Source organism: Micromonospora sp. DT63 (assembly GCF_049841615.1).
In the GTDB taxonomy this organism is placed as follows: Bacteria; Actinomycetota; Actinomycetes; order Mycobacteriales; family Micromonosporaceae; genus Micromonospora.
Genome location: NZ_JBNCKQ010000001.1, coordinates 644,062 through 658,917 on the forward strand (window position 1 = coordinate 644,062; position 14,856 = coordinate 658,917).

Genomic DNA, 14,856 nt, shown 5'->3' on the forward strand with positions numbered 1-14,856 from the left:
AGGGCGGGCGACATGGGTGAGCCACACGCGGTGGTGGTCGGCGGCGGCATCGGCGGGCTGAGCGCGGCGCTCGCCCTGCACCGGCACGGATGGCGGGTGACGGTGCTGGAACGCGCCCCCGAACTGCGCGAGGTGGGCGCCGGGCTGACCCTGATGGCCAACTCGCTGCGCGCCCTGGACGCCCTCGGTCTGAGCCCGGCGCTGCGGTCCAGCGCGCACGCCGAGGCCCCCGGCGGGATCCGCGACCGGCGGGGCCGGTGGCTGTCCCGGCTGGACGCGGCGGAGATGATCCGGCAGCTCGGCACCAGCGCGCTCGGCATCCACCGGGCCACCCTGCACCGCATCCTGCGCGAGGCGCTGCCCGCGTCGTCGCTGCACACCGGCGCCGAGGTCGAGCACGTGGAGTCCGGTCCCGACCGGGCCACCGTGCGCTACCGCCGCCCCGACGGCCCGCGAACCCTCGACGCCGACCTGGTCGTCGGCGCCGACGGCCTGCACAGCCGACTGCGCACCCACCTCTGGCCGGAGATCCCGGCCCCGGTGTACGCGGGCTCGACGGCGTGGCGGGCCGCCGTCGCGTTCCCCGACCCGATCCCGACGGCGATCACCTGGGGCCCCGGCGCCGAGTTCGGCATGGTGCCGCTCGGCGAGGGCCAGGTCTACTGGTACGCGGCACTCACCGCTCCGCCGGGTGGTCATGCCCCGGACGAGTTGGCGGCCGTACGGGAGCACTTCGGCGCCTGGCACGAGCCCATTCCCGCGCTGCTGGCGGCGACTCCACCCGGGGTGGTGTTGCGCAACGACATCCACCACCTGGCCACACCGCTGCCCTCGTACGTGCGGGGACGGGTGGCGCTGCTCGGCGACGCGGCCCACGCGATGACGCCGAACCTCGGACAGGGCGCCGGGCAGGCGATCGAGGACGCGGTAGTGCTCGGGGTTGCCTGCTCCGGCGGCGCGCAGGGACTGCCGGCCGCCCTGGCCTCGTACAACGCGCAGCGTCGCCCCCGCAGCCAGGCCATCGCCCGCGCCTCGCTGCGCGCCGGCAGGTACGGCCAACAACTGCGCAACCCGCTCGCCCTCGCCGTACGCGGTGCCGTGCTGCGCCTGATCCCCGCCGGCGCCGTCCTGCGCGGCATGACCCGGCAGGTCGACTGGCGACCACCGGCGGGCTGAGCGGCCACTCAATCGGCCACGATCATCGGCTCGGCCCGGGGGTCACCCCCACCCGGACGCAAAACTCCAGTTTATTCTTTCGCGCCGCTTTCCACAGCGGGCGAATACGACAGCGCGCCGGTACAATCGGCGACTGCCTTGTGACCGATCGCTGACTGCTCATGGTGAAAGCGATCACACACACTGAGCGCATGAACAGGAGAGTCAACCGCGGTAGGGCACTCCGCGTCGCGGTGTGCCTCCTGCTTCTCGCCGCGTTGAGCGGCTGCATGCAACTCAACATCGGGCTCACCGTCAACGCCGACGACACGGTGGACGGGCAGTTGCTGCTGACCGCCCAGAAGTCCCTGCTCAGCTCCCGGAACAAGAACATCCCGGCGGCCTTCGCCGAGCTGCGGCAGAACATTCCGGCGCTGCCGCCGGGCGAGGAGACCAGCTACGAGGACAGCAAACTCTTCGGCACCCAGATCAATTACCGCAGGGCACCGCTGGCGAGCTTCGACAGCGAGAGCGTCAAACTGGTCCGAGACGGCGAATTCTACCGTTTCACGTTGCCGCTGGACCCGGCGAAATACGGCGGGAAAATTGCCCAGCAGAATCCCCAACAACAGCAGGCTTTCCTCAAGCTGATGTCGTTCGAGATCTCGGTGACGTTTCCCGGCCGCGTGATCGACACCAATGGCACAGTCAACGGCCGATCGGTCACCTGGAAGGTCGACTCCAACCAGGACAAGCCGATGGAACTGCGGGCCGTCGCCGAGGCGCCGCCCCGCCCCTCGGCCGCACCGGCAGCCGCCGACGCCGACTCCGGCGGTTTCCCGTGGCTGCTGGTCGGCGGCGGCGTACTCCTGCTGCTGGTGCTCGCCGCGGTGGGCGTACTCCTGCTGCGCCGCCGTCGCCCGACGGCGCCGGCCGCACCCGGCGCGACCCCACCGGGACCTCCCGCACCGGGACCGACCTCGCCGGGCCCGCCCGCCGGCGCTCCCGGGCCCGGCTGATCCATCCGGTGGCCGGCCCCGCCGGCCACGTCCGGCCCCGGCCGCCCGCGACGACGGCGACCGGCGCCGGTGCTCCCCAGCGGGAGCACCGGACCTCACCACCACCACATCCCGGTCGCACCATCGCAGAAAAGGGGGATCGCCGTGAACGATCTCTTCACCTGGGCCGCCCTGGGGACCATCGCCGGCGCGAGCGCCGCCACCCTGCTGGCCACCAACGTCATCGGCGGGCTCCTCGGCCCGAGCGGCGACAAGCTCCGCAAGTGGATCGCCATCGTCATCGCGCTGCTGCTGTCCTACCTGACCGCCGCCTTCGCCGACGAGGCCGGCGGCGAGAAGTGGGTCATCGCGTTCTTCAACGCGCTGGTGATCTTCTCCGCCGCGCTCGGCGTCAACCAGTTCCCGCCCGGCAACCGGCAGGCGACGCCCACCCAGCTCGCGAGCGGTCGCGAGCCCCGTGTCTTCCGCTCCTGGGTCTGAGGGGTGACGTCATGATCTTCGGAATTCTCAGCGCGGCGATCCAGGTCGCTGTCGGCGCCGTCCTCGGCCTGCTGGCCGGCGGCCCGGTCGGCCTGCTCATCGGCGCCGTCGTGGGCCTGGTGGTCGGCGTGGTGTTCGGCTGGGCGGTCACCTCCGCCGGGGTGTACGCGCCAGACGCCCGCGGCATCTTCCTCTTCGTCGTCGACCACACGTGGAGCCTGCTCAACACTGTCGTCGGGGCCATCTACCTGGCCGTGCACCTGATCTTCGGGCACTCGCTGGACCGGCCCACCTCGGCCGGCAGCGGCCGGGTCAGCGTGGTGGAGGGCGTCTCACCCCGCTACGCCACCACCATCGGCACCGTCTGCGCCGGCTCCAGCTCGGGCATCCAGCGCCACGAGGACGTGCACATCTTCCAGGCGCGACTGCTCGGCCCGCTCTACATCCCGCTGGTGCTGGCGAACTACGTGCTGTTCACCATCGCGCCGGTCTGGCTGCTCTACCACGACCACACCAACGCGCCGATCAACCGGTTCACCCGCTACTTCGAGATCGGCGTCTACCCGCACGTGTGGAACGAGGCCATCGCGTACCGGATCCAGGGGACGCCGCCGCGATGACCACCGACGGGCGCGGACCGATCGAGACGGCCACCGCCGAGCTGGCCGCATGGCTGACCGGCGTGGCGGGGGAACCCGTCCCGACCGGCCCGCCCCACGCGGGCGTCGATGCCGACGGGCTGACCCTGTGGCCCCTCGAACTGCGCCCGGCCCGACAGACGCGCTCGGGCGGCGCGGTCCGCGAGCCGTACCGGTTCACGGTCCGCTACCTGCTCTGCGTGGCCGGGCCCGCCGGGCTGGCCGTCCTGGACCGGGTGCTCACCGCCGCCACCAGCGACGGCAGCTACCCGGTGGTGCTGGAGGCTGGCGACGCCGCGCTGTGGAGCGCGTTCGACGCCCCGCCCCGACCGGCGCTGCTGATCGACGTGCCGACGCAGGTGGACCACCCGACGCCGGCCGCGCCGCCGGTCCTGCAACCGCTGCGGCTGCGCCAACTGTCGATGCGCACCCTCGCCGGTCGCGTCGTCGGCCCCGAGGACCAACCGCTCGCCGCCATGCGCGTCGAGCTGCCCGGCACCGCCTCCGCGACCCGCACCGGCCCCGACGGCCGGTTCCTGATCGCCGGGGTCCCGCACGACCCCGACCACCCCGGCCCGGTACGGCTGCGGCTGCGTGGGCGCGGTCTCGTGCTCACCGCCGACGTCGACGCGGACGAGGACGACATCGTCATCGTCTGCGCGCCACCGACCCACTGACGCCCACCCGTACAGGAGGACCGATGCCCAGCTACTTCTCCCCCGGCATCTACGTCGAGGAGGTCCCCAGCGGCGCCCGACCGATCGGACCGGCGAGCACCAGCATCGCCGCGTTCGTCGGCGTCGCCCCGAACCGCGGCGCCCACGTGGGCAAGGCCGTACCGGTCAACAACTGGACCGAGTTCCTGCGGCTGTTCGCCGACGGGAACCAGGTCGAGAGCACCCCGCTGGCCCGGGCCGTGTTCGGATTCCTCGACAACGGGGGTGCCCGCTGCTGGGTGGTGAACGTCGGCGAGGGCGGCGCCATCACCGGCGCCGGTCAGCGCCGCGGCGGCCTGCAACTGCTGGAGGCCATCGACGAGATCTCCATCATCGCCGCTCCGGGCTTTCACGACGTGGTGTCCCACGAGGCGCTGCTCAGCATGGCCGAGCGCACCCGCACCATGGTGGCGATCTGCGACCCGGCACCGGACATCGACGACATCTCCGCGCTGACCCGGGTCGCCACCCCGTCCTCCGGCAAGCCGGCCAAGCCCGCCGAGGGCGCGGCCGCCAGCGCCGGACCCGGTGGGTCCGGCGGCGGCGAGGGACCTGCGTACCGGCCCCGGCAGTCCGAGTTCGGCGCGTTCTACTACCCGTGGATCGAGGTACGCGACCCGATCAGCGGGGAGTTGGAACTCACCCCGCCGAGCGGGCACCTCGCCGGCATCTGGGCCCGCACCGACGCCCTGCGGGGCGTGCACAAGGCGCCGGCCAACGAACCCGTGCGCGGCGCGGTCAACCTGGGCTACCTGGTCACCCGCCCGGAGCACGACGTGCTCAACCCCAAGGGCGTCAACGTGATCCGCTACTTCGCCGGCGAGGGCATCCGCGTCTGGGGCGCCCGTACGCTCGCCGCCGAGGCCAGCGAGTGGCGCTACCTCAACGTACGGCGACTCAGCATCGCCATCGAGCAGGCCATCGCCAACGGCACCCGCTGGATGGTCTTCGAGCCGAACGACTTCACCCTCTGGCGTTCGATCCGGCGCGACATCGGGGCGTTCCTGACCCGCGTGTGGCGTGACGGCGCGCTGCTCGGGCGCACCCCCGAGGAGGCGTTCTTCGTCAAGTGCGACGAGGAGACCAACCCGGTGGACGTCCGCGACGCCGGCATGGTGATCGCCCACATCGGCATCGCCGTCGTCAAGCCCGCCGAGTTCGTGGTGTTCAAGTTGAGCCAGTGGGCCGGCGGCACCGAGACCGAGACGATCGGAGGCTGACACATGCCCACCACAGCCACCCCGCAGCCGGGCGCCCCGGTCGACCCGTACCGGGCGTACAACTTCCGGCTCCTCATCAACGGCGTCACCAACGGCCACTTCACCGAGATGAGCGGGCTGGAGGTGAACATCCCCGGGCAGCCGTACCGCGAGCACGGCCCCGGACCGACGCGGATGGTCCCCGGCCAGGCCGAGTACGAGCCGGTCACCCTGCACTTCGGCCTCACCGCGTCCCGCGAGCTGTGGGACTGGGTGAACGCCACCGCCCAGGGCACCCTCAACCGCCGCAACGTGTCGGTGGTGCTGCTGGACTCCGCGGGCACCGCCGAGGTGCTGCGCTGGAACCTGATCGACGCGTGGCCCACCCGGTGGCGCGGGGCGCACCTCAACACTGTTGGCCACGAGATCGCCATCGCGTCGCTGACGCTGCGCTACGAGGGCCTGGAGTTGGAGACCGGCGGTGCCGCCGCGCCGACGCCCGCGTAGCTGGCTGGCCGGTCGGCTCCGCTCGGCGGCCGGCGCGGTGCACCGCCTCGCCGGCCTGGTGGAGAACACCGGCGCACCTGCGGCGCCTCCGGCGGAGGTGCCGCGCCGTCTCGGGGAGCCGCCCGCGCACTGGCTGAACCTGGTCGCGGCACACGCCCCCGGCCTGCTGCGCGAACTGGACCTCGACGCGACCCCCACCGGCGTCGAGCGGACGCCGGGCGGCGACGACAGGCGAGACGGTGGCCTGCCATCGTCCACTCCGGCTCACGAGATCGACGAAGGAGCCGGCTCCGCCTGGAAGACGTACCGGCGTGTCGCCGGGCGGACCGGTCGCCGCGTTCGCGGCCCGGCCGCCCAGCCCGACGACGCTGCCGGCAGCCGGGCAGCCGATACGGCGGACGACCGCGGGGCGACGGACGACCCGAGGACGGTGGACGGTCCCGGCGCACCCGAGGGCCACGGCCTCAGCAGGGCCGCCGGCCTCGGCCGGACAGCTGGCACCGCCCGGACGGGCGAGGCAGACCGCCCCGGCGGGACGGGTGCCCGCGGCCGGGCGGGTGCGGTGGGGCCGGACGGATCTCGGCAGGCGGGCCGGGCCGGTGGGTCGGGGCGGGTGCCCGACGTCTCCGGCCTCGGCGGTCGACCGGGCGGCTCGGGGGTCGGCCGCGCCGGCACGAGTGGCGGTTCCGACGCCACCCACCTGCCGGGCGGGCACGACGCGCCGACGGCGTCCCCACCGGCGAACCGGCACCTGTCCGGCCGGATCCTGGAGGCGTGGCCCGCGCGTCAGCCATCCTGGCGGGGCGCGACGACCCGGACCGCCGCACCGCCGGGACCGCTACCACGGGACACCACGACCACCGACGCACCCGACCCGACCCGGGCAGGCGTGCCCGCCGCCCCGCCCACCCGGCGCGGCTCCCCGCCCGGGATCGCGACGGACCTCGGCCCCTCCAGGGGCACCTTCCCACCACGGATCACCACCGCGCCCACCGCCGTTGACGGGGTGACGGCGGGCGGCGCGGGCAGCGGGTTGTGGCCCGCCCTCCCGGACGAACGCGCACCGCTGGGCGGCGTACGGGCCACGCAGCGCGGCGAGCCCGACCACCGGCACGACGACCGCGGCCACCGCGATCAGCGCGAGCCGAGTGCCGCGCAACTGCCGGTCGGCCCGGCGTCCACGGCCGTCGACCCGTGGCCGGAGCTACCGGACGACACTCCGCTGTGGACGGTCCCCCCGGCGGCGCTCGACGCCCGCCACGTGGACCGCCTGGATCGGGAACAGGCGGGCGGCTGATGGAACGTGTCGCCTTCCTCATCGACTCCTCCGGGGAGCGGGTGGACTGCCTGCTCAACCCGGAGACCGTGCAGGTGACCCGGCTCGCCGGGGTACGCCATCGGGGCGCGGGCGGCGGGCAGCTCACCGGGGCCGGACTGGCCGACGACCCGCTGGTCTTCACCGGCGGCGGCCGTACGGAGCTGGTGCTCGACCTGCTGTTCGACGTCGACTTCGTCCAGGCCCAGGTCCGCCCCACCGACGTACGGGTGCTCACCCGGCCGCTGTGGATGCTCGCCGAGAACTCCACCGCCGAGCACGGGTGGCTGCGCCCGCCGCTGGTCCGGCTGGTCTGGGGCAAGACCTGGAACGTGCCCGGCGTGATCATCGCCGTGGCCGAACGGTTCGACGCGTTCACCGGTACGGGCTCGCCCCGGCGCTCGTGGCTGCGGCTGAAGCTGGTCCGGGCCGCCGAAACCGCCGACCAGGCACAGGCGGGATTCGCCGAGGAGCTGGCCGCGGTGAGCACCCCGACCGCCGCCCCGGGCAGCGCCGTGGTCGCCGCCGGTGACGGCGCCGCCGAGCCGGGCAACTCCGGGGTGCGCTTCGACCTGCTGGCCAACGACGCGCTCGGGTCGCCGCTGCGGTGGCGGTTGCTGGCCGAGCACAACCGGATCACCGACCCCCTCCAGGTGCCCGCCGGCACGACCCTCGCGGTCCCCAGCAGCGCGCCGGGCAGTGGCGGATCGGAGTCGACGCTGGCCTCGATGGCGCGGGCGGTGGCCGGCGCGGTGGGCGCCGGCGCGTCGTACGTGGGCGCCTCGATCGCCACCGCGAGCTGGGCCACGCCGACCGGCACGGCGACCGCCAGCACCAACCCGGACGACACGCCGCCCGGCACCGGCCCGGGGAGTATGCCATGACCAGCGTCGCGCCCCGCGCGCTGACAGTTCTGCTGGACGGCGTGGAACTGGACGCCACGGCCCGCCAGCGGATCCGCTCGCTGCGGGTGGCCGCCCGGCTCGACCAGCCGACCCAGGCCGAGCTGGTGCTCGCCACCGCCGCCGGGGCCGGCGCTCTCGACCCGGCGGCGCGGCCCGGCACGACAGTCGACGTACGGCTCGCCGACCACCCCGACGCGCTGTTCACCGGCGAGGTCACCGCCGTGGAGGTCGAGTACGCCGCCGACGGCGCGGCAGTGCTGCGCCTGCGGGCGTACGACGCGCTACACCGTCTGCGCAAGCGCCAGGACCTGCGGGTCTTCACCTCGGTGACGGCGGCCGAGCTGGCCCGTGAGCTGTGCGGCGCGGTGGGCCTGACCGTGACGGCGGACAGCGACGGACCGCGACTGGAACGGCTGCTCCAGCACCGGCACAGCGACCTGGAGCTGCTCCGGGAGGTCACCGGCCGGGCCGGACTGCACCTGGCCGCCGACGGCGACGACGTCCGGCTGATCACCCTCGCCGGCTACGGGGAGCCCGTCGCGCTGGCCCTGGGCGCGGGTGTGCACACCCTGCGGCTGTCCACCAACGCGGACCAGGCCAGCGGTGCCAGCGCCGCGCTGGGTTGGCACCCGCAGCGGGCCGAGCCGATCAGCCAGCAGGCCGACGAGGCGCGCTGCGGTCGACCGGCCGGCGACCGGCCGGACGCGGCCGACGTCGGGGCGGACGGGGTACGCACCGCCGTCGACCAGCCCGGGCGCAGCGACGACGAGTTGGCGGCCCTGGCCCAGGCACGACTGGACCTGCGCGCCGCCGCGCTGGCCACCGCCGAAGGGCTGGCCGAGGGCGATCCGGCGCTGCGGCCCGGCCGGCGGATCGACCTGACCGGCGTGCCCGACCCCCTCGCGGGGGCGTACGTGCTGACCGAGGTGGTGCACACCGTGGACGGCGACGGGCACCTGACCCGGTTCTCCACCGTGCCACCGGCTCCCGCCCCCACGGCGGCGGGCCCGGCGGTGGTCACCCTGGGCACCGTCACCGACGTGACCGACCCCGACGGGTTGGGTCGGGTGCGGCTGACCCTGCCGGCGTACGGGGATCTGGACGCCGGCTGGCTCGGTGTGCTCTGTCCCGGTGCCGGCCGCGGCAAGGGCCTGGTGGCGCTCCCCGATCCAGACGACACAGTGCTCGTGGTGCTGCCCGGCGGCGAGCCCGCCTCGGGCATCGTGCTCGGCTCGCTGTTCGGCGCCGTCGAGCCGTACGACGCGGGTGTCGACGACGGGAGGTCCCGCCGCTGGTCGCTGCGCACCGCCGGCGGGCAGTCGATAGTCGTCGACGACGTCCAGCGCAGCCTGCGCCTCGCCACCGAGGGCGGCAGTTGGCTGGAGCTCACCCCCGACCTGGCCACCCTGCACGCGGCGAGCGACCTGGTGATCTCCGCGCCGGGCCGGGCCATGGTGATCCGCGCCCGCAGCGTGGACTTCCTGCACGCCGACGCGCCCGAGGACGCGAGCACCGCGGCGCAGCAGGCCCGTTCGCTCGCCCGCGCCCATCACGAAGGAGGCGGCTGATGCGCTGGATCCACCGCGACTCGGTGATCACCTGCGACCACGACGGCCGGGTCGAGAACCAGCCCTCGCAGCTCTGGGTGACCGTCACGGCCGTGCCGGTGCTGGTGGACGACGACCCGCAGGGCCGCACCATCAAGGCCTGTCCGAACTACGGCCCGACCGTCAAGCCGTGCACGAACACGTTGACCGTCCGGGTCGGCTACAGCGACTGGCTGCGCGTCGACGGCCACCGGGTGGTGCTGTCACACCTCGAGGGGTTCACCGACGGCACACCACCGGGGATGGTCCACCACACCGTCCGCGATCCCCGGCAGCGGTTCCTGGGGGCGGACCGATGAGGGCGTTCCGTTTCGTCGGCGCGGGCTTCGACGCCGGTCGGGGCGGCGGGCTGGCGCTCACCGCTGCCGGCGGCCTGGCCATGACCGAGGGCGACGAGAGCGTACGCCAGGCGCTGTTTCTGTTGTTGTCCACGACGCCTGGCGAACGGCTGATGCGACCCGGGTACGGCTCCCGGCTGCACCGGCTGGTCTTCGCGCCCAACGACGACACGACGGCCGGGCTGGCCATCCACTACGTCCGGCAGGCCATCGCCCGCTGGGAGCCCCGGGTCGAGGTGATCGATGTGGACGCCGGACCGGACCCGGACGACGCGTGGCGGCTGGTGATCCGGCTGGACTACCGGGTGCGGGCCAGCCTGACGCCCGGGCAGCTGGTGTTCTCCGTGGATCTGCTCCCCGCCGACGACGAACCGGGAGACCAGTCATGACCCTGCCCGTGCCGCACCTGGACGACCGTGGGTTCCTCGACCTCGTCACCGAGGCCCGCGAGCGGATCCACCAGTCCTGCCCCGCCTGGACCGACCTGTCGGCGCACGACCCGGGCATGGCGCTGGTGGAGGCGTTCGCACACCTCACCGAAGTGATGATCTACCGGCTGAACCAGTTGCCGGAGAAGGCGTACGTCTCGTTTCTGAACCTGCTCGGGGTGGCGCGGCACGCGCCCACCGCGGCCTGGGCGGACGTCGTGTTCACCCGCGCCGGCACCGACCGGGGCGCGGTGCGGATCCCGGCCGGCCTGCGGGTCGCGGCGGCGCGCGGCGCCGATCCCCGACCGGTCCTGTTCGTCACCACCGAACCGGCAGTGCTGGCCGCCGGGGAGACGTCGGTGACGGTCCGGATGCACCACTGCGAGCCCGTCGAGGCGGAGCTGCTGGGTGTCGGCACCGGCCAGCCGGGCCAGGTGCTCCGGGCGGCGCACGCTCCCCTGGCCCACACCGGCGAGCCGCTGGACCTGCTGCTCGGGGTGGAGGTGCCGGCCGGCTCGGTGGAGCTGGGGGTGGCAGCCCGCGAGCACGACGGCCGCACGTTCGAGATCTGGCAGCCGGTGGACAGCTTCGCCGGGCTCGGCCCGCAGGCCAAGTCGTACCTCGTCGACCGCTGCTCGGGGACCCTCACCTTCGCTCCGGCCCTCGACCTGCGACCGCCCGCCGGCGCGGGCGAGGCCGCCGGGGCGGGCGGGGCGGTGACGGTGGCGGCGGTGCCACCGGCCGGGCGACAGGTCCGGCTCTGGTACCGCTCCGGCGGCGGTCCCACCGGCAACGTGGCGGCCGGCACCCTCACCAGCCTGCGCGATCCACTGCCCGGGGTACGGGTCGACAACCCCGCGCCCGCGGCCGGCGGCCGGGACATGGAGGCGCTGGAATCGGTGCTGCTGCGCGGCCCGTACGAGTTCTTCGCCCAGCAGCGCGCCGTCACCGCCCGCGACTTCGAGGTGCTGGCCACCAGCTCCGGCGCGGTGGCGCGGGCCCGCGCGTTCACCCGCTCGGCCGTCTACAGCTTCGCCCGGCCCGGTGAGGTCGAGGTGGTGCTGGTGCCGTACGTGCCGCCGACGGCCCGCCCGGGCGGCCGACTGCCGGTGGCGGTGCTGCGCGAGCACGAGGTGCCCGAGGCCCGCCACCGCGTCGAGACGGACCTGGAACAGCGCCGGATGGTCGGCACCCGCTCGCGGGCCACCTGGGCCCGGTTCAAGGCGGTGTCGGTGCGGGCCCGGGTGGTGGTGCGCCGGGAGGAGGACGTGGACGCGGTCCGGCGACGCATCCACGACCGGCTGCACCAGACGCTCAGCCCGCTGCCCACCGCGCTCAACCCGACCGGCTGGCCGTTCGGTGAGCCGCTGCGCGCGTCCAACGTGTACCGGTTGCTGGAGCACGCCGAGCCGGGCGTGCGCTACGTCGAGTCGGTGCGGTTCGTCGTCGACGAGGCCCCAGACGCCGACGTGCGCGCGCTCGCCGTCGATGCGTACCAGCCGCGCACCTGGTACGCCGGGCGCGGCCCGGTGCTGTTCCGCTCCAGCAACTCCGGCGCCGGCTGGGAGCCGGCCGGCCGGTTCGACGACGAGACGGTGCTGCGGGTGGCGCCCGCTCCCGCGCCGGTGCGACCGGGCATCGTCGCGCGGCCCGGATCGGTGGCCGTGGTGACGCTGCGCGCCTCGGGCGGCTCCCGGGTGCACCTGAGCACCGACCTGGGTGAGACGTGGTCGCTGCTGACCGACCTGGACTCGCGCATCTCGGACGTGGCGTGGCTGGACCGCGACGGCGCCGGCGCGCTGCTGGTGGCGACCGACACCGGCCTGTACGAGGTGTCGCTGCTGCCCGGCGCGGTGCCGCTGCAGATCCTCGTGGATCCGTCCGACGCCGACCGGGGCTTCTACGCCGTACGCGCGTTCGTCTCCGAGCGGGGCGCCCCAGGTGTGGCGGTCGCCGCGCAGGCCGGCTTCGGGGTGTACCTGTCCACCGCCGGTGGCCGCCCGGGCAGCTTCGCGCACGTCGGCCTCTCCAACGTGGACAACCGGGTCCTCGCGGTGCAGTACGACGGCCCGGCCACCCTGCTGTGGAGCGGCGCCGGCGAGCCGGACCCGAAGAAGCCCGGCCAGGGCTGCCACCGCACCCGGCTGTTCGAGTCCGACGTGCAGTGGCAGACCGTGCAGAGCGGCTGGATCGGCGGGACCTGCCGGGACCTGGCGTTCGCCGGATCGCAGGTCCTCGCCGCCACGCAGAGCGGTGGGGTGCTGCGGCTGGACACCCTCGCGGCCCAGCCGCAGTGGCAGTCGGTGTCGGTCAACTGCGGGCTGCCGCTGCGCGACCGGACCCGGTTCGTGCCGGTGGACGCCGTCGCCGTGAGCGGCCCGGCGACCCTCGGCGCGAACGGTCCCACGGCGGACGACCGACTGGTCCTGGCCTGCGGTGAACGCGGCGTGTACCGCAGTGCCGACGCCGTCAACTGGACTGCCAGCGCCAACCAGGCCACCGCCGACGTGGTGACCGTCCCGGACACGTGGCTGCTCTGCTCCGGCGAGCACGACATCGAGGTGGTGCGCCAGGATGCGACGCTCGGCGATTGAGCGGCTGCTGCCCGCCGCCTACCAGCGGGCGTGCGTGCCGGGCAGCGTGCTCTGGGCGCTGCTGGACGTCATGGAGGGGCTGCACGCCCCGGACGAGGCGATCCTCGCCGAGGTGGACGCCCTGTTCGACCCGTACCGGGCGCCCGACCACCTGGTCGTGCGGTTGACCCGTTGGGTGGCGATGGACCACGTGGTGGCCTCGCCCCGACCGGACGCCCCACTGCCGCTGCCGGTGGGCCGACTGCGCGACCTGGTGGCCAACGGCGCGTTGCTGGCCCGGTGGCGCGGCACCCCGTACGGGATGCGCCGAGCCCTGGAGCTGGCCACCGGGTTGCCGGGATTCGTCATCGACGAACCCGACGAGCGGCCCTTTCACATCGTGGTGCGGGTGCCGGCGGCCGCCGCCGGTCAACTCGCCGTGATCACCCGAATCGTCGAGGCGGAGAAGCCCGCGTCGACCACCGCCGAGATCGTCGTCGCCGCTTCGTCGCCACCGACCCCGCCGAGCGCGGCACCGTCCGCAGAGGAGCCGTCATGACCACCGAATGGGCCGTCGTCGCCGCCGCGTCGCAGTTCACCCTGGATGCCGCCAACCACGGCGAGCTGACCTTCACCGTCTCCAACCCGGGCCTGGCGCCGGACACCGTCGTCTTCGACGTGGCACCCGGCGAGGGCAGCCAGCGGGCCTGGTTCACGGTCACCGAACCGCAGCGGGTGGTCCCCGGGCAGGGCTCGGTGTCCTTCCTGGTCCGCCTCGCCGTACCGGCGGGCACCGCGCCGCGCCGCTACGACATGACCGGGTTCGCGTACTCGGCGAACACCGCGCCGGAGGAGAGCTCGCGCTCCAGCGGCCGGGTGACGTACGAGGTCCGGGCGGTCGCCGCGCCGAAGCGGACGCCGTGGCCGTGGATCGCCGCCGCTGCGGCGCTGGTCCTCGTGGTCGCCGGCGTGGTCGGCTACCTGCTGACCCGACCCGACGGCACACCCGCGCCGGGCACGCCACGGGTCGTGACGGTGGAGGCCGAGAGTCTGGTCGACGGCGCTCGGATCGACTCCCCGGCGAAGACGGCCGCGGCGGTCGGGGCGCAGCCGAACTGCTGCGACGTGACCTGGTCGGGCGACAAGCAGCTGTTCTTCACCGGCCTGGCGCCCGGTGACCGGGTGAGCGTCACAGTCGAGCTGCCGGCGGACGCCCTCTGGCGGTTCTCCACCACGCGCACCACCTCGTTCGACTACGCCAACACGATCTGGCAGGTCGACGGCGCGCAGCTCGGCGGCACCTTCTTCGGCTTCACGCCGAAGGTCGTCCTGCAGGACTTCACCGACGTGGGCACCGTCCGGCTCGGGCCGGGTCGGCACACGCTCACGCTGGTGGCGGTGGGCAAGACGCAGGGCTTCGACAGGTACTTCGCGGGCGTGGACCAGATCCGGTTCACCGAGGTGACCGGGGCGGTCGCGCAGCGATGAGCGGTCGGCAGAAGGTGCTGCTGGTGACCGTGGCGGCGCTGCTGGTGGCGTTCTTCGTCCTCGCCGTCGGCGCCTTGGGCGGCGAGCAGGGCCGCGCGGACGACCCGCCGGGGGTCGTCGAGCGGCTGGGCCGCCTCGCCGGCGCGAGCACGGGCGTCGACCCGGCGACAGTGCAGGCCGACTGCGACCGCACCGGTGACGTGCTCAGCTTCGTCGGCGGCTGCGCGGTGCGGGTCGCCGACCCGGGCGAGCTGCGGACGCTGGTGCTGCGCAGCGGTCGCCCGTTCGTGGTGCGCGCTCCGGCGCCCGGCGACGCCGACCTCACCGTGCGCTCCGAGGTCGAGCCGGACGACGGCGGCGACGCGGTCGCCCGGATCGCCGTCGACCGTGCGGTCACCGTGCTGCTGAGCTGCCCGGGAGGTGTCGGATGCACGGTCACCGTCGCCGCCGACTGACCCGCCCACCGGTCGGGCCCGATCCCGCGCCCG

16 protein-coding genes are annotated in these 14,856 nt (G+C 74.3%); all 16 read left to right on the forward strand.

The window, feature by feature from the left end:
- Positions 1-12: 12 nt before the first annotated feature.
- The 16 genes from ACLQ27_RS03075 (at position 13) to ACLQ27_RS03150 (ending at position 14,823) form a co-directional block, all read left to right on the forward strand.
- Positions 13-1,176: an FAD-dependent oxidoreductase gene (locus ACLQ27_RS03075; protein WP_425865518.1), complete on the forward strand. Its 1,164-nt coding sequence runs from the start codon at positions 13-15 to the stop codon at positions 1,174-1,176.
- 191 nt (positions 1,177-1,367) lie between these two features.
- Entirely contained in the window at positions 1,368-2,174 is an 807-nt protein-coding gene (locus ACLQ27_RS03080) for an LppM family (lipo)protein (RefSeq protein WP_425865519.1), read from the forward strand.
- Between the two features lie 144 nt (positions 2,175-2,318).
- A complete protein-coding gene (locus ACLQ27_RS03085; protein ID WP_357497067.1) occupies positions 2,319-2,654 on the forward strand; it encodes a hypothetical protein in 336 nt (111 codons plus the stop codon).
- A gap of 11 nt (positions 2,655-2,665) precedes the next feature.
- Positions 2,666-3,274, forward strand: coding sequence for a glycine zipper family protein (locus ACLQ27_RS03090; RefSeq protein WP_234589458.1), 609 nt, complete (start codon positions 2,666-2,668; stop codon positions 3,272-3,274).
- Positions 3,271-3,969 (forward strand): carboxypeptidase-like regulatory domain-containing protein, encoded by a 699-nt coding sequence (locus tag ACLQ27_RS03095; protein ID WP_357497069.1) that lies wholly within the window; start codon positions 3,271-3,273, stop codon positions 3,967-3,969. The genes ACLQ27_RS03090 and ACLQ27_RS03095 overlap by 4 nt, the downstream gene beginning before the upstream one ends.
- A 23-nt stretch (positions 3,970-3,992) precedes the next feature.
- On the forward strand, positions 3,993-5,228 hold the full coding sequence (locus ACLQ27_RS03100; RefSeq protein WP_357497071.1) for a phage tail sheath family protein: 1,236 nt from the start codon (positions 3,993-3,995) through the stop codon (positions 5,226-5,228).
- Positions 5,229-5,231: 3 nt separating this feature from the next.
- Positions 5,232-5,714: a phage tail protein gene (locus ACLQ27_RS03105; protein ID WP_234589447.1), complete on the forward strand. Its 483-nt coding sequence runs from the start codon at positions 5,232-5,234 to the stop codon at positions 5,712-5,714.
- Positions 5,689-7,011, forward strand: a complete 1,323-nt coding sequence (locus ACLQ27_RS03110) for a hypothetical protein (RefSeq protein ID WP_425865521.1) — start codon at positions 5,689-5,691, stop codon at positions 7,009-7,011. Before ACLQ27_RS03105 ends, ACLQ27_RS03110 begins: the two co-directional genes overlap by 26 nt.
- The gene (locus tag ACLQ27_RS03115) at positions 7,011-7,913 is read left to right on the forward strand and encodes a hypothetical protein (protein ID WP_425865522.1); all 903 of its coding nucleotides are present in this window, start codon (positions 7,011-7,013) and stop codon (positions 7,911-7,913) included. The genes ACLQ27_RS03110 and ACLQ27_RS03115 overlap by 1 nt, the downstream gene beginning before the upstream one ends.
- Positions 7,910-9,502 (forward strand): contractile injection system protein, VgrG/Pvc8 family, encoded by a 1,593-nt coding sequence (locus ACLQ27_RS03120; protein ID WP_425865523.1) that lies wholly within the window; start codon positions 7,910-7,912, stop codon positions 9,500-9,502. The genes ACLQ27_RS03115 and ACLQ27_RS03120 overlap by 4 nt, the downstream gene beginning before the upstream one ends.
- The gene (locus ACLQ27_RS03125) at positions 9,502-9,840 is read left to right on the forward strand and encodes a hypothetical protein (RefSeq protein ID WP_357497079.1); all 339 of its coding nucleotides are present in this window, start codon (positions 9,502-9,504) and stop codon (positions 9,838-9,840) included. The genes ACLQ27_RS03120 and ACLQ27_RS03125 overlap by 1 nt, the downstream gene beginning before the upstream one ends.
- A complete protein-coding gene (locus ACLQ27_RS03130; RefSeq protein ID WP_425865525.1) occupies positions 9,837-10,268 on the forward strand; it encodes a GPW/gp25 family protein in 432 nt (143 codons plus the stop codon). The genes ACLQ27_RS03125 and ACLQ27_RS03130 overlap by 4 nt, the downstream gene beginning before the upstream one ends.
- Positions 10,265-12,901: a putative baseplate assembly protein gene (locus tag ACLQ27_RS03135; protein WP_425865526.1), complete on the forward strand. Its 2,637-nt coding sequence runs from the start codon at positions 10,265-10,267 to the stop codon at positions 12,899-12,901. Before ACLQ27_RS03130 ends, ACLQ27_RS03135 begins: the two co-directional genes overlap by 4 nt.
- Positions 12,882-13,439, forward strand: coding sequence for a phage tail protein (locus tag ACLQ27_RS03140; protein ID WP_357497085.1), 558 nt, complete (start codon positions 12,882-12,884; stop codon positions 13,437-13,439). The genes ACLQ27_RS03135 and ACLQ27_RS03140 overlap by 20 nt, the downstream gene beginning before the upstream one ends.
- Entirely contained in the window at positions 13,436-14,368 is a 933-nt protein-coding gene (locus ACLQ27_RS03145; protein WP_425865527.1) for a hypothetical protein, read from the forward strand. Before ACLQ27_RS03140 ends, ACLQ27_RS03145 begins: the two co-directional genes overlap by 4 nt.
- Positions 14,365-14,823, forward strand: coding sequence for a hypothetical protein (locus ACLQ27_RS03150; protein ID WP_357497089.1), 459 nt, complete (start codon positions 14,365-14,367; stop codon positions 14,821-14,823). Before ACLQ27_RS03145 ends, ACLQ27_RS03150 begins: the two co-directional genes overlap by 4 nt.
- Positions 14,824-14,856 lie beyond the last annotated feature (33 nt).

What these genes read in the sequence shown, in the direction of transcription:
- ACLQ27_RS03080 (WP_425865519.1), top strand. Translation starts at nt 1,368, where the DNA reads ATGAACAGGAGAGTCAACCGCGGTAGGGCACTCCGCGTCGCGGTGTGC.
- ACLQ27_RS03150 (WP_357497089.1), top strand. Translation starts at nt 14,365, where the DNA reads ATGAGCGGTCGGCAGAAGGTGCTGCTGGTGACCGTGGCGGCGCTGCTG.
- ACLQ27_RS03075 (WP_425865518.1), top strand. Translation starts at nt 13, where the DNA reads ATGGGTGAGCCACACGCGGTGGTGGTCGGCGGCGGCATCGGCGGGCTG.
- ACLQ27_RS03105 (WP_234589447.1), top strand. Translation starts at nt 5,232, where the DNA reads ATGCCCACCACAGCCACCCCGCAGCCGGGCGCCCCGGTCGACCCGTAC.
- ACLQ27_RS03140 (WP_357497085.1), top strand. Translation starts at nt 12,882, where the DNA reads ATGCGACGCTCGGCGATTGAGCGGCTGCTGCCCGCCGCCTACCAGCGG.
- ACLQ27_RS03130 (WP_425865525.1), top strand. Translation starts at nt 9,837, where the DNA reads ATGAGGGCGTTCCGTTTCGTCGGCGCGGGCTTCGACGCCGGTCGGGGC.
- ACLQ27_RS03095 (WP_357497069.1), top strand. Translation starts at nt 3,271, where the DNA reads ATGACCACCGACGGGCGCGGACCGATCGAGACGGCCACCGCCGAGCTG.
- ACLQ27_RS03090 (WP_234589458.1), top strand. Translation starts at nt 2,666, where the DNA reads ATGATCTTCGGAATTCTCAGCGCGGCGATCCAGGTCGCTGTCGGCGCC.
- ACLQ27_RS03120 (WP_425865523.1), top strand. Translation starts at nt 7,910, where the DNA reads ATGACCAGCGTCGCGCCCCGCGCGCTGACAGTTCTGCTGGACGGCGTG.
- ACLQ27_RS03135 (WP_425865526.1), top strand. Translation starts at nt 10,265, where the DNA reads ATGACCCTGCCCGTGCCGCACCTGGACGACCGTGGGTTCCTCGACCTC.
- ACLQ27_RS03100 (WP_357497071.1), top strand. Translation starts at nt 3,993, where the DNA reads ATGCCCAGCTACTTCTCCCCCGGCATCTACGTCGAGGAGGTCCCCAGC.
- ACLQ27_RS03125 (WP_357497079.1), top strand. Translation starts at nt 9,502, where the DNA reads ATGCGCTGGATCCACCGCGACTCGGTGATCACCTGCGACCACGACGGC.
- ACLQ27_RS03145 (WP_425865527.1), top strand. Translation starts at nt 13,436, where the DNA reads ATGACCACCGAATGGGCCGTCGTCGCCGCCGCGTCGCAGTTCACCCTG.
- ACLQ27_RS03115 (WP_425865522.1), top strand. Translation starts at nt 7,011, where the DNA reads ATGGAACGTGTCGCCTTCCTCATCGACTCCTCCGGGGAGCGGGTGGAC.